A 13,226-nucleotide genomic window follows, 5' to 3' on the forward strand; every position below is an offset into this window, starting at 1 on the left:
AAAAATCATGACCCGCATCACTAAAGTAAAAACTGGATCCGTCTTTGAACAACAGGCGAGCTATTCACGTATTGTCGCAGTGGATAACTGGATTTTCGTCTCTAATACTGCCGGACGTCATCCGCAAAGCAAAATCATCCCGGAGGATGTCAGCGAGCAGACCCACCAGGTGTTTGCCAATATCGGGCAGGCGCTGGCATCCGTTGATGCCACGCTTGCCGATGTGGTGATGTCACGCGTGTTTATTCAGGACCCGCGCGACGTACCAACGGTGATGGCCATTATTGGCGAGAAGTTTCGCGGCGTGGATCCCGCAACCACTGTCACTTGCCCGCCGCTCGGCTCTACCGTTTATAAGGTGGAGCTGGAAGTGACCGCGTGGCGCGGCGCGGCAGCGGCGGACGTGGAAGAAATTAACCTTGCTCTTTAATTTCGGTTAAGAAGGTGAACTATGGCTCCTGCAATCACTCCGGTGCAGACGGCATCGACCTTTCCCTCTGCCACCACGGTCGTGGTGATTGGTGGCGGGATCGTCGGGCTTACGGCGGCATTAACGCTGGCTGAACGTAATATCCCCGTGGTGCTGCTGGAGAAAGGGCGGCTGGCGGGGGAGCAGTCTTCGCGCAACCTGGGGTGGGTGCGCAAAACCAATCGTGTTGCCGAAGATATCCCGCTGGCGCAGGCATCCGATCGCCTGTGGGCAGCCATGCCGCAGCGCACCGGTTACGATGTCGGTTATCGTCAGGCGGGCATCATGTTTATTGCCCGCACCCAGGCGCAGATGGCGATGCATGAACGCTGGCTGAAATCCGTGGCGCACCTTGGCCTGGATTCGCACCTGCTAAGCGCAAAGCAAATTTCGCAACGGGTTCCCGGAGGGCGCGGCGCCTGGGCTGGCGGCATCTTTACGCCCTCGGATGGTCGTGCGGAACCCACGCTGGCCTCCAGCGCGATTGCCAAGACGGCAATCGCAAAAGGCGTGACGATTGTCGAGAACTGCGCGGTACGTTCGCTGGTGACCTCCGGTGGCAAGGTAAGTGGCGTTATGACCGAGCAAGGTGAAATCCGCTGCGAGCAGGTGCTGCTGGCGGGGGGGCTGTGGTCACGACGTTTCCTTGGCAATCTCGGCATCTCGCTCCCCACGCTGCCGCTAATCTGTTCCGTGCTGCGCACTAAACCCATGGAGGGGCCAACGGATATTGCGGTAGGCGCCCCGGACTTCTCATTTCGCAAGCATTGTGACGGTGGCTTTATTATCACCCAGCGCGGCGCGTTGGATGCTTCTCTGACCCTGGACCATCTGCTGATCGGATCGCGCTATCTGGCGCAGTTGCGCGCCCAGCGCAGTTTTTTACGCATTTCGCTGGGCAGAAATTTCCTTAGCGATTTGGCGCTGCCGCGTCGCTGGCATGCCCATAAACGCTCACCGTTCGAACGCGTACGCATCATGGATCCGCCAGCGAATTTGGCGCTGAACGCGGAGGCGATGGCGAATTTGATTAGCGCCTGGCCGGCGTTCGAGAAAGCTGAAATTGCCGATGCCTGGGCCGGCGTCATCGATGTGACCCCGGACTCCAATCCGGTGATCGGCCCGGTGGCGCGCATACCGGGACTGACGCTGGCGACAGGCTTTTCAGGACATGGTTTCGGTACTTCCCCGGCGGCCGGACAGCTGGCGGCGGATATCGTTTCCAGTCATTCGCCAATCATTGACCCGAAACCCTATTGTTTTACCCGCTTTTAACAGCCGCCTGCGTCAATAGCGCAGGCGGCTTTCACTCTGCTCACCCGCTTGTCTGCCGTCGCTGAATTTTGCGTGCGGATAGTGGTGGAGAGTCTGAAAGCCGCATCATTAGCCCTTGCCGCATGCTCATGACGAAAGGGACTGGCGCAGAGAACAGGGCCAAACCCCTGTTCACGCCCTATCAGCCTTACGGCATGCGCGCCGACCATAATAGATAGCAAGGCTGATATTTCAGCTGCAGCCCGGGCATCCGCTGGCATTTAATACATCAGCAGGTTAATTCAAAATTAACCTGCTGATGCAACCTGAGTGGACAATCCGGCACGGACGCAAATGATGACATTATTTCTGTGGCATACTGCGACATCCTGATCCATTCATCCGTAACAATCATCACGTGTCTGCCATTCTGCGTCAGCCCTTTTCGCTGATGATGTTTTTTGCATACGGTAGAATCAGAGCCGGTGCGGAAAAAGACCAAAACCACGCTAAAAATCATCTTAAATGCATTAAATACCTTAAGATTTATTTTTAATAATTTTAAGGTTTTAATTCCATTAAAATCACCCTTGTAAAACAGTCAGTTAGATTTTATCTATTATTTTTTATTAAAATTTATTATCTTTTTTCCAGATGGTTGTTTGCTTTTTTACCGCAATTTAAAATGCGCTGAATTATTTTATTTCTTAATGATTTCACCGAGTAATTGACGTTTTTTAAGAATGGCAAAAGGGCTTTTTGATGCACGTTATTAGCGACTGTGTTTATTTTGAACTTGCAGTAAAAAAAATAATTTCAAACGAAAGTGAAATGAAAGTATGGTGCGAAAAACTGATCATCATCGACATGCGCTATCTGTCATCTCCCGAAGAAGCCCTGAAGCGAGTAATGACTTTCTCAGAATTATTTGGCAGTCACTTTTTTGTCATGGTTGGAGATTTATCAAAGATCTCATCCGAATCGTATGATAATAATTTTATTATCGATGCCAGACTGGGCATGGCTGAATTTGTGCATCAGTTACGGTCGTTGACTCAAAGAAAAATCACCTTAGGTCAATGTACTTCCTGGCTAACAGGGCTGATCCACCATAAGGATAATTCGCAGGGTATAACGCTGACGAATATGGAAAAGAAAATCAGGGCGTTGGTATTTAAGAATTTATCCGTTGCGAATATGGCTTCGCGGCTTATGCTCAGTAATAAAACGATTTATTCCCATCTCAACAATATGAAAAATAAGTACAAAGCTCATTCTTTGAATTTTCTTTATCTCAAAATTCAAAATGGCGAGTCGCCACAATGCAGCAGAGTACAGAATGAGTTTGACAACGCCGAATAAAGCCACTTTATACTTTTCACCCGGCGGGACGGAAGGATCCCGCTGCCAGCGCCGGGCGGGCGAGATATGCCAGCACGACCCGGGTTGTCAGGTCGCCCGGCATCAGGGGTTAATTCAGCTTCAACGGTAGCCTGAGTTAACGGTTTGCCATTTGCCATCCCGGCAAGCTCAGAAATCTGCTTTCAGTACAACGCGAAAGTTGGCCTTACCCGCGCGCACATGCTCCAGCGCCTCGTTGATTTTCGACATCGGGAAGAACTCAACCTGTGGCGCGATATCACGGCGCGATGCCAGCTTCAGCAGGGAGCGCAGCTGGCCAGGGGAACCTGTTGAGGAACCCGTCACCGCTTTGTCACCTGCAATCAAATCAAACGCGCCGACCTGGAATGGTTTCATCACCGCACCAACAGTGTGGAATTTGCCCTTTGGTGCCAGCGCGTCGAAATACGGCTTCCAGTTGAGATCGACCGATACCGTACTGAGGATCAGATCGAAGCGGCCGGCCAGCGCCTTAAGGGCTTCCGGGTCGCGGCTGTTGACCACCTCGTCGGCACCCATATCAAGGATTGACTGTTTTTTATCCGGGTTGGAACTGAACGCGACCACCTCAGCACCCATCGCGCGCAGGATCTTGATGGCGATATGGCCAAGGCCGCCAATGCCGATCACTCCAACGCGGCTGGTGGCGGTGATATTGCTCATCAGCAACGGTTTAAATACCGTAATACCGCCGCACAGCAGCGGGCCGGCAGTGGCGGCGTCAAGGCTTTCCGGCAGGGGAATGACCCATTGCCAGTCGGCACGCGTTTTGTTGGCAAAGCCGCCGTTGTTCAGTACGGTCGGCGTACTGCCCTGTTCGCAGTTAACCTGCTCACCGTTAATACAGGCATCGCAGTGCTGGCAACTTTTGGCCGTCCAGCCAATACCAACGCGCTGGCCCAGCGACAGGCCCTTATCTTTAGCCGCTTCACCGAGAGCGGAAACGCGTCCAATCACTTCATGGCCGGCAATGGTTGGATACTGAGAAATACCCCATGAATTATCGATCATCGACAGGTCGGAGTAACAGACGCCGCAGTATTCCACTTCCACTTCCACTTCTTCTGCGGCCAGCGGCGCTGCTTCGAATTCGTACCATTCCAGCGCCTGTCCGGCTTTCATTGCCGCATAGCTTTTGATTTTCATTTGATACCTCATATCTGGTTTGACTTCAGCGGAGATTGTAGTCGCTCAGGGGAATAAAAAGGGTTTTTCGCTGCGGTTAGGCCATAACGGCTAAATTAACCGTGGAGAAAGTGAGCTAATCGTTCGGGATCGCCTGGATTGCTGTCACGCGTGGTTGTCTCTGGCTGATACGCAGCAAGGGTGATGTTGACAAAACAGCCTCGAAATACCTGTCGTCAGCAGGGGCACAGCGCGCTGCGCCCCTGAGTAAAATGTTACTCGTTGATACGCGGATGCTGATTAATAAGATGTGAGCGTTTGGCTTCAAGCTCAGCAAGCTGCTGGTTAATATCTGCGATTTTCTGTTCGATATTATCGTGATGCTCCTGCAGGATCTCTTTTGCTTCAGCCATATCCGAAGCCGCAGGCGCAGCGCCACGCAGCGGCAGATTGGCCGTTTCCTTCATCATAATCCCGGTGATCAGACCAATCACCGCCACTACCATCAGGTAGTAAGCTGGCATATACAGATTGCTGGTCGTTTCTACCAGCCAGGCGGCAGCCGTCGGCGTCAGGCCGGCAACCAGCACTGAGATGTTAAAGGCACTGGCCAGCGCACTGTAGCGGATATGAGTAGGGAACATCGCCGGCAGGCTTGATGCCATTACCCCGGTGAAGCTGTTAAGGATCACCGCCAGCGTCAGCAGCCCGGCAAAAATCAGACCCATCACGCCGCTGTTGATCAGCATAAAGCACGGTACGGACAGCGTCAGCAGCGCGATGCTGCCAATAATAACAAACGGGCGGCGACCAAATTTGTCGCTCATCAGGCCCATCACCGGCTGCACAAACAGCATACCCAACATAATGGCAATAATGATCATCACGCCATGATCTTCCGAGTAATGCAGGTTATGCGACAGGTAGCTTGGCATGTAGGTCAGCAGCATGTAGTAGGTCACGTTGGTGGCAATCACCAGACCGATACAGGCCAGCAGGCTTTTCCAGTGCCTGGTGGCAATCTCTTTGAATGAAACACGCGGCCCATCGGCTAATCCTTCCCGGTCGCCCTTTTCCAGCTTGTCGACATGCTGCTGGAACGCCGGCGTCTCTTCAAGCGCATGCCGCAGATAAAGCCCGATGATCCCCAGCGGTAAAGCAACGAAGAACGGAATACGCCAGCCCCAGTCCAGGAAACTCGCTTCGCCAATAACAGCTGAAATCAGCACCACCAGTCCTGCACCCAACACAAATCCGGCGATGGAACCGAAGTCCAGCCAGCTGCCCATAAAGCCACGTTTACGGTCCGGTGAATATTCAGCAACGAAGATGGAGGCCCCGGTATATTCGCCGCCCACCGAGAATCCCTGTGCCATTTTACACAGCAGTAGCAGGATCGGAGCCCAGATGCCTATCGAGGCATAAGACGGGATCAAGCCGATACAGAAGGTACTGACCGACATGATAATAATCGTTATTGACAGTATTTTCTGGCGACCGTATTTATCCCCCAAAGCCCCGAAGAACAGGCCACCTAACGGACGGATCAGAAAAGGAACAGAGAAGGTCGCCAGGGCGGCAATCATCTGTGTTCCTGAATCGGCACCGGGGAAGAAAACTTGCCCAAGTGCGAAGGCAACAAAACCATAAACGCCAAAGTCGAACCACTCCATAGCGTTGCCCAATGAGGCAGCTGTAATCGCCTTGCGTAATCTGGCATCATCAATAATGGTGACGTCCTTTAATCCGATAGGCTTAACACGCTTCCTACGTAATTTCATATAGAATACCCTGTCATTATCTGTGTTCCCGTTTAAAAACCCGTCGTTTCGGTCAGGCACCGTGTTTTAACCTGACCGTGCACGCGAGTAAAACCATCGGCAAAATGCGCCATCGTCAGGCATTGAACACACGCCAATACAGCACGGCAGCGCACTCTGCAAGTATCAGTATATCGTTTCTTTGTGCACTGACATAATTTCACTAAGAAACATCCTATTTCGGCTTAAATAAGTCGGGCTGGCGGCTAAGCATTCTGCTGATCTTTCCACTGCATCAGCGCAGCGCTCGACATGGGGCGGGCATAGTAATAACCCTGTATAAACACCACGCCGTGATTTCTCAGATACTCCAGCTGCAGCGGGGTTTCCACACCTTCTGCCACCACCTGCAGCGCCAGCTTGTGCGCTAGCTGAATAATGGTGTCCAGCACCGGTGTTTCACCGTCGGCTGACTCAATAGCTTTAACAAAACCTTTGTCTATCTTCAGATAGTCCAGTGGGAAGGTTTGCAGATAGCTCAGGGAACAGTGACCGGTACCAAAATCATCAATTGCCACGCGAATGCCCTCACCGCGCAACACAGCCAGCTTATGCGCCACCTGCTCGCCTTCGCTAATCAGACTGCGTTCCGTCAATTCCAGGGTAAAAGAGGGCTGCAGATGGGCAATGCCCTGTGAAAATTTGCGGATATCGTTGATAAAATCATCGTGCTGAAGATGGTCCGCCGCCACGTTAACGCCAATATGGAAGCCGGCAGGAACCTGCCAGCTGGCGCAATCCTTCTCGATCAGTTGCAGTAAGTGCCGGGTCAGTGAAACGATCATGCCTTCATTTTCGGCAGCGCTAACAAAGATATCCGGGCGCACCCAGCTGCCGTCGGAGCGCTGCCAGCGCATCAGACATTCAACCCCGGCCAACTGCCCGCTTTCCAGCTGGCAGACTGGCTGATAATGCACCGAGAATTCTCCAAGCGCCATCCCCCGGCGGATCTCATCCCGATATGAGCTTCTGCGCCGCAACCAGCTACTGACGAGTGCAACGAACAGCAGTGAGAAAATCACCGCCATCGGCATTAAGGTCAGCAGCACCTGACGCCAGCTTTGTAGTAATTCAGCACGGGGTGCGGCAATGCTGATACTTATCGGATAATGCCTGGCACTGGTAAAAGTGCGTGATCGCCAGCTACCTTGCAGGTTGTTTAACGGCCGTGCGCCGGCAATAGGGTAGCCACCGCCAAACTGCATCGTGATGTGGTAGCCGCGTTTAAGACCCGTTGCCTGCATCAGATCTATCAGATACTGGCCGTCAACCACCGCGTAGCTGCCTGTTTGGTCCGGCGTTTGGCGCACAAATATCACCGCCGGACGATCCTGAACACCGAAAGTTCCGGCAAGAGAGAGAATCCACCACGATTGACCGGGCGGCGGGAGCGGATGACGTATCATACCGGCCACCGGCCCCTGGGTAGAACCAAAGGCTGATGAACAATAGACCGTGTTATCCCTGGTCAGGCCCACCGATCGAAAATAGGGATTGAGCGTTCCCAGTTTCTGTAGTTGAGAGTTGATATCTGCGCAAGGCCGGTTGCTGAATGCGCGCAGATGCCCGGTCATATCCCAGGCGAGATCGCTGATATGTTCGGCCTGGCTTAACAGCGTGGCGGCGGTAATTTCCTGCTGGCGCTCCACCGCCTGACGCGCTTCGATAAAGGAAAAAATCAGACAAAGTAACAGCGGCAGCAGGCCGGATGCCACCAGCCAGATACGTTCATGCTTCGGCTTTACAAATGCTTGCAAGCAGATCCCCTGTGGGCGCTATAGTGCGAACGAACAGACCGCAGCGGCGGCAAACGGTTGTTGTACCAGCGCCTGTTATCCATTAATTATCGTCACGCCGCTGCGCTGCCGGGAAGAAACACCCTGTCAGGCATTGCAGAGAAGATCTTCGCTACACAACAACAGTATAGCGTACCGCCTGCGGCGGCCTCAATTTGATGTGTTTGCCTCGCTGTCGGCTGATGAGCTTAACCGGCTTAAAGGCAAGAGCAGGGGATGAGTGCCAGATTTAGCGGCAAAGCCAGAGGGCGTATACGCGCCATAATCATCTATGTGCCGTGTATGATGAGCACCCTTAAGCCCGCTTGCGTCCATTACCTAATAAAATGGCCAGCCTGGCGCCGCCCGGTGTGGATTCCATCAGGATTTTGCACACGCTGGTTAACGGTACTGAAAGCAGCATCCCGACAGGGCCGAGCAGCCAACCCCAGAAGATGAGTGACAAAAACACCACCAGGCTCGACAGCCCCAGCCCGCGCCCTAATAACCGTGGCTCCAGCAGATTACCCAGCAGCATATGAATGCTGACAAACAGCCCAGCCACCAGTCCTGCCTCCAGCGGCGTGTTCAGCAGTAACGCCTGTAATACTGGGGGAATACCGGCGATCACCGGGCCGATATTAGGAATAAAGTTGAGTACAAAAGCTACGATGCCCCACAGCAGGGCAAACTTGATGCCCAGTGCCAGCAGGGACAGCCATACCAGCACCCCGGTCACCAGACTGATCAATGCTTTCAGTGCCAGATAGTGCGTGACGCCTTTCAGCGCTTTATGCAGTCCGGCGATATGAATCTGCGGGTTGACCAGAGCGTACCGCAGTTTATAAGGCAGATGGTGGACTTCAAACAGCATAAAAATCACCGTCATGATGACCAGTACCAACTGCGTCATGGCCCCGGACAACTGGCGAAGCATGGTGGTGGCGACATCCATAATCGCGCCGGGGTCCAGCCGCTGTGCCAGGGAGGTACTGGAAATATTCAGATTAAAGCGGGCGGCGAAATGCTGTATTACGCCAAGCTTCTGTACCGATTGCGCCTGCAATTGGGGATAAACCTCACTGAACTCCTGCAGTGAACCGGCCACCATGGCGACCAGTAATGCCAGCGCCAACAGCAGTATCACCACCACCAAACTGATTGCCATTCCACGCTTGATTCCCCGCTGTACCAACACGCTGACCAGCGGATTAATGACGATGGCAAAAAACATTGCCAGTATAAAAGGCACAACAATTTCTGCTGACATCTTGATGCCTGCAAGGATCACCACCAGGGTGGCCAGCTTCAGCAAAATATTCTGCCCAACCTTCTCCTGTCGCAATGGATTCATTGCGCCTCCGTTTTCAACTCACGCGCAGCAAGTGTAGCGGCTGTGAAAGCCAGCTCCATGACTTTAGGAATCGTCGCGACATGGCAGGGCTGATTTGTCAGTGGGAAACGGGCGCAGCTGCCTGGCAAAGCCGCCGCCGGGTCACCCATAACCACCGTGAAGCGCAGCCGCCTACCGGTGGAACAGGAAATGGCGGCAACGTTCAGTCATTCTGCAGACCGGGCAACGACCCGGATTGACGCTCAGACGGGTTGGCTATGATCCGCAACCGGGATAAGAACATTTATTTCATATAAGGTAAATATGGAAGTTTGGATTTTCAGAAGCGTCGCGCAAAATTTCACTATATCCACCCTCAAGCCCGTACAAAACAGGACCTGACGCCCGCATTTCACATCGTTAAAATTCCGTTATCTGAAACGTAATTCCGCGATATGCAGGCGTTATTTTGGCAGCGTTCATTTTTTTGATGCGCCGCTTTCTGCGCAATCTGTGAAACAGATGCGACAAAATGCGAGCTGCCACGCTAAAAAATAATTTTCCACCACGCATAATTTGAAAATTTTATTTCAATGTAATACTGTTTTAGTACGCATCAGGGGTTGCCGGGTAAGGTAGCTTACTGGCGTAACACCGCCTGGCTGGCAAGGCATTCCCGATATCACATCAAAGAGGTCAGACCATGACTATCACCGGAAACTTCATTGGCGGTAAAACTTCTCTGAGCGCCAGCAACGAAACCCTTCCCATTTACGACCCGGCAAGCGGCAAACCGTTGCGTGAACTGACGCAAAGCACCAGTGATGAAGTGGCGCATGCTATTACGGTTGCCCATGAAGCGTTCGATGGCTGGTCGCGGACCTCCCCGCTGCGCCGTGCGCGTATCCTGTTTAACTTTAAGGCGCTGATGGAACAGCATCGTGATGAGCTGGCCGAACTTATCGTTAGCGAGCACGGTAAAGTCTGGTCAGATGCACTGGGTGAATTGACCCGTGGTATGGAGGTGGTTGAGTTTGCCTGTGGTATTCCGCACCTGATAAAAGGAGAGAATTCTGCCGATGTGGGCACGGGCGTAGACAGCTATTCGCTGATGCAGCCGCTGGGCGTAGCGGTTGGCATTAGCCCGTTTAATTTCCCAGCAATGGTGCCATTATGGATGTTCCCCATCGCGCTGGCCTGTGGCAACACTTTCGTGTTGAAACCGCCGGCGCTCGCCCCCTCTGCCTCGGTGCGTATGGCAGAACTGCTTAGTGAAGCGGGGCTGCCAGACGGTGTTTTCAACGTCATTCACAGCTCAAATGAAATCGCTGAACAGCTATATAAAGATGCGCGCGTTCAGGCGGTCAGTTTTGTTGGTTCATCCACCGTGGCGGAGCATATCTACAGCACCGCCAGCGCGCACGGTAAACGTGTTCAGGCGTTCGGTGCGGCGAAAAACCATGCGATTGTAATGCCGGATGCTGACCTGGATGCCACCGTTAACGCCATTATGGGCGGCGCCTTTGGTTCCGCCGGTGAACGTTGTATGGCGCTGCCGGTGGTGGTTGCGGTGGGCGAGGACACGGCGAACAACCTGATTGCTGCTCTAACTCCATTGGTGAAAGCCTTGCGCGTGGGGCCGGGTATGCACAAGGGCAATGATGAAAATGAAATGGGGCCGGTGGTTTCCGCGGCGCACCAGAAGAGAGTGCTGGGCTACATCGCTAAGGGGGTGAGTGAAGGGGCGAAGCTGGTGGTTGATGGCCGTGATATTCGCGTTGCAGGTCATCCCGATGGTTACTATGTTGGCGGGACGCTGTTCGATAAGGTGACAACCGATATGACCATCTGGCGCGAGGAGATCTTCGGGCCGGTGCTCAGTATCGTGCGTGCGGCCGACTATCAAAGCGCGTTGGCGCTGGTCAACAGCCACGAATTCGGTAACGGCAGCGCCATTTTTACCTGCAATGGCCACACCGGCCGTGATTTCGTGCGTGAAGTGCAGGCGGGCATGGTGGGCGTTAACGTCCCGGTTCCGGTGCCGATGGCTTTCCACAGCTTTGGCGGCTGGAAACGTTCGGTGTTTGGTGCGCTGAACGTTCATGGCCCGGACGGCGTGCGCTTCTACACCCGAATGAAGACGGCAACGGTGCGTTGGCCAGGCGGTCAGCAAACCGTCTCTGAGTTCAGCATGCCGACGCTGGGCTAAACACTGCCACCTGGCTCATATGGAGCCAGAAAAGGAGCTGAATTCAATGTCATTAATGTACAAAGTCAAACAGCCTGATGCGCAGGGGCGTATCCAGCATATTACTCCGGAAAGTGCTGGCTGGCGCTATGTCGGTTTCTCTGCTTACCAGTTGAAAAGAGGCCAATCGCTGACGCTGGCCAGCGGTGAAAAAGAGCTGTGCCTGGTTCTGGTCGCGGGTCTTGCTTCGGTGAGAACCCGCCAGGTAGAGTTCGCTAATATCGGTAAACGCCTGTCTCCGTTTGAACGCACGCCGCCTTACTCGGTTTATGTTCCGCCAGATGAACAGGTAGACGTGCTGGCAGAATCTGACCTGGAGCTGGCGGTGTGCAGCGCGCCTGGCGCTGCCGGCAAACTACCTGCACGTCTTATCGCGCCGCAGGACGTTGGCGTTGAGCCGCGCGGGAAGGGGAACAATCAACGTCTGGTGCACAATATCCTGCCAGACGATAAGCCAGCACACAGCCTGCTGGTGGTGGAGGTGTATACCGATGAAGGCAACACCAGTTCCTGGCCAAGCCATAAACACGACCGCGAAGATTCACAGCAGGAAACCCGTCTGGAAGAGACTTACTATCATCGTTTCAAACCGGAAAGTGGTTTCGCCATGCAGCGTGTCTATACTGACGACCGTTCGCTTGATGAGTGCATGGCGCCCTGTGACCGTGATGTGGTAACCGTACCGCGCGGTTACCACCCGGTGGCGACCATTGCTGGTTATGATAACTACTATCTCAACGTGATGGCCGGCCCGCTACGCCTGTGGAAATTTAGCTGGGAAAAGGATCATGCCTGGGTCAACAGCAAAGATTACCCGCGTAAACAGTCATCCGCTGGTTAAACATCGAAGTGAATCGGCACGATATAGCGGGTGACCCGCATGACTCACCCGTTTTTCATGCCTGAGGCTGCTGATTGGCGTTGTTTAGCGCCAGTGAAACGGCCAGCGTCTGTGCCAGACACAGCGAGGCCACCTGTGAACGAAAACCGTCGATCTGGGCTTCGCGCACCACGAAACAGACATCGCTGAAAGCGGCCAGTGGGCTGACCTGGCTGTCGGTAATCGCTATCTGCTGCGCACCGCGCTTCGCCCCCAGCTCCACCAGCTCCACCGCTTCACGCGCATAAGGCGAATAACTGATGGCGATCACCACGTCTTTAGGATTAACCATACTCAGCTGCTCGGCGAACATGCCGCCCAGCCCATCGATCAAGAATGCACGGCGTTCGAGATGCCGCAGAGCGTAAGTCAGATAGGATGCCACGCTAAACGAGCGGCGCAGGCCGATCACATAGATGTTGTCTGCCTCGTCGAGCAGCTTCACCGCTTTTTCCAGCTGTTCTGGACTGACCTGCATAGCCAACTGCTGCAGCGCCTGTGCATTGACCATGCTAAATACGTTAAGAATTTCTGCCGGGCTTTCCGGCGCGGCAGGTGCTCCATCGGTTGCGATCTGGCGGGACAGGCGTGCCCGTTCCGTATAGCTGACCGTCTCTTCCATCAGGTGCTGGCGAAACACCTGCTTCATTTCGTTGAAGCCGCTAAAGCCAAAGGCATTGGAAAAGCGGATAAGGGTGGAAGGCGGTACGTCTGCCTGCTGGGCGATGGAGGCCACGGTATCGAAAGCGATATTGTTGCTGTTATCCAGAATATAGCGGGCCACCTGCTTCAGGCGTTTACTCAGGGTGTCGTAGCGACGACGAATGTCGTCCTGTAACAAAGAAAGCTGGGTCTGATTGTTGCTCATTAAGCGGCTCGCTAATAGAAAATGATATTTACTGTACGCTATTCTACCAGATG

At 53.7% G+C, this 13,226-nt stretch carries 10 protein-coding genes; 5 read left to right on the top strand and 5 right to left on the bottom strand.

Annotated features, from left to right (window positions below):
- Window positions 1-7: 7 nt before the first annotated feature.
- The 3 genes from JGC47_RS00665 (at window position 8) to JGC47_RS00675 (ending at window position 3,085) form a co-directional block, all read left to right on the top strand.
- On the top strand, window positions 8-430 hold the full coding sequence (locus tag JGC47_RS00665; protein ID WP_004160915.1) for a RidA family protein: 423 nt from the start codon (window positions 8-10) through the stop codon (window positions 428-430).
- Between the two features lie 21 nt (window positions 431-451).
- Window positions 452-1,744, top strand: a complete 1,293-nt coding sequence (locus JGC47_RS00670) for an NAD(P)/FAD-dependent oxidoreductase (protein ID WP_004160913.1) — start codon at window positions 452-454, stop codon at window positions 1,742-1,744.
- A 741-nt stretch (window positions 1,745-2,485) separates the two neighbouring features.
- On the top strand, window positions 2,486-3,085 hold the full coding sequence (locus JGC47_RS00675; RefSeq protein ID WP_004160907.1) for a helix-turn-helix transcriptional regulator: 600 nt from the start codon (window positions 2,486-2,488) through the stop codon (window positions 3,083-3,085).
- Window positions 3,086-3,253: 168 nt separating this feature from the next.
- Here the strand turns inward: JGC47_RS00675 and ahr are convergent, their stop codons facing one another.
- The 4 genes from ahr to JGC47_RS00695 all read right to left on the bottom strand — a co-directional run bounded on the left by ahr (window position 3,254) and on the right by JGC47_RS00695 (window position 9,198).
- Window positions 3,254-4,270: an NADPH-dependent aldehyde reductase Ahr gene (gene ahr / locus JGC47_RS00680; protein WP_004163473.1), complete on the bottom strand. Its 1,017-nt coding sequence runs from the start codon at window positions 4,268-4,270 to the stop codon at window positions 3,254-3,256.
- Between the two features lie 254 nt (window positions 4,271-4,524).
- Window positions 4,525-6,030 (bottom strand): glycine betaine/L-proline transporter ProP, encoded by a 1,506-nt coding sequence (gene proP / locus JGC47_RS00685; RefSeq protein ID WP_013034916.1) that lies wholly within the window; start codon window positions 6,028-6,030, stop codon window positions 4,525-4,527.
- A gap of 245 nt (window positions 6,031-6,275) precedes the next feature.
- The gene (locus JGC47_RS00690; RefSeq protein WP_004160894.1) at window positions 6,276-7,826 is read right to left on the bottom strand and encodes an EAL domain-containing protein; all 1,551 of its coding nucleotides are present in this window, start codon (window positions 7,824-7,826) and stop codon (window positions 6,276-6,278) included.
- 334 nt (window positions 7,827-8,160) lie between these two features.
- A complete protein-coding gene (locus tag JGC47_RS00695; RefSeq protein WP_004160890.1) occupies window positions 8,161-9,198 on the bottom strand; it encodes an AI-2E family transporter in 1,038 nt (345 codons plus the stop codon).
- 682 nt (window positions 9,199-9,880) lie between these two features.
- Here JGC47_RS00695 and JGC47_RS00700 point away from each other — a divergent pair.
- Together JGC47_RS00700 and iolB are read left to right on the top strand one after the other, a co-directional pair.
- The gene (locus JGC47_RS00700; protein ID WP_004163469.1) at window positions 9,881-11,386 is read left to right on the top strand and encodes a CoA-acylating methylmalonate-semialdehyde dehydrogenase; all 1,506 of its coding nucleotides are present in this window, start codon (window positions 9,881-9,883) and stop codon (window positions 11,384-11,386) included.
- Between the two features lie 46 nt (window positions 11,387-11,432).
- On the top strand, window positions 11,433-12,266 hold the full coding sequence (gene iolB / locus JGC47_RS00705; protein ID WP_004160883.1) for a 5-deoxy-glucuronate isomerase: 834 nt from the start codon (window positions 11,433-11,435) through the stop codon (window positions 12,264-12,266).
- 55 nt (window positions 12,267-12,321) lie between these two features.
- Here the strand turns inward: iolB and JGC47_RS00710 are convergent, their stop codons facing one another.
- Window positions 12,322-13,173: a MurR/RpiR family transcriptional regulator gene (locus tag JGC47_RS00710; RefSeq protein ID WP_004160882.1), complete on the bottom strand. Its 852-nt coding sequence runs from the start codon at window positions 13,171-13,173 to the stop codon at window positions 12,322-12,324.
- Window positions 13,174-13,226 lie beyond the last annotated feature (53 nt).

It is taken from the genome of Erwinia amylovora, assembly GCF_017161565.1.
Taxonomy (GTDB): Bacteria; Pseudomonadota; Gammaproteobacteria; order Enterobacterales; family Enterobacteriaceae; genus Erwinia; species Erwinia amylovora.

Excerpts from the sequence above, each read along its gene's own strand:
- JGC47_RS00665 (WP_004160915.1), top strand. The coding sequence starts at position 8 with ATGACCCGCATCACTAAAGTAAAAACTGGATCCGTCTTTGAACAACAG.
- JGC47_RS00670 (WP_004160913.1), top strand. The coding sequence starts at position 452 with ATGGCTCCTGCAATCACTCCGGTGCAGACGGCATCGACCTTTCCCTCT.
- JGC47_RS00675 (WP_004160907.1), top strand. The coding sequence starts at position 2,486 with ATGCACGTTATTAGCGACTGTGTTTATTTTGAACTTGCAGTAAAAAAA.
- ahr (WP_004163473.1), bottom strand. The coding sequence starts at position 4,270 with ATGAAAATCAAAAGCTATGCGGCAATGAAAGCCGGACAGGCGCTGGAA.
- proP (WP_013034916.1), bottom strand. The coding sequence starts at position 6,030 with ATGAAATTACGTAGGAAGCGTGTTAAGCCTATCGGATTAAAGGACGTC.
- JGC47_RS00695 (WP_004160890.1), bottom strand. The coding sequence starts at position 9,198 with ATGAATCCATTGCGACAGGAGAAGGTTGGGCAGAATATTTTGCTGAAG.
- JGC47_RS00700 (WP_004163469.1), top strand. The coding sequence starts at position 9,881 with ATGACTATCACCGGAAACTTCATTGGCGGTAAAACTTCTCTGAGCGCC.
- iolB (WP_004160883.1), top strand. The coding sequence starts at position 11,433 with ATGTCATTAATGTACAAAGTCAAACAGCCTGATGCGCAGGGGCGTATC.
- JGC47_RS00710 (WP_004160882.1), bottom strand. The coding sequence starts at position 13,173 with ATGAGCAACAATCAGACCCAGCTTTCTTTGTTACAGGACGACATTCGT.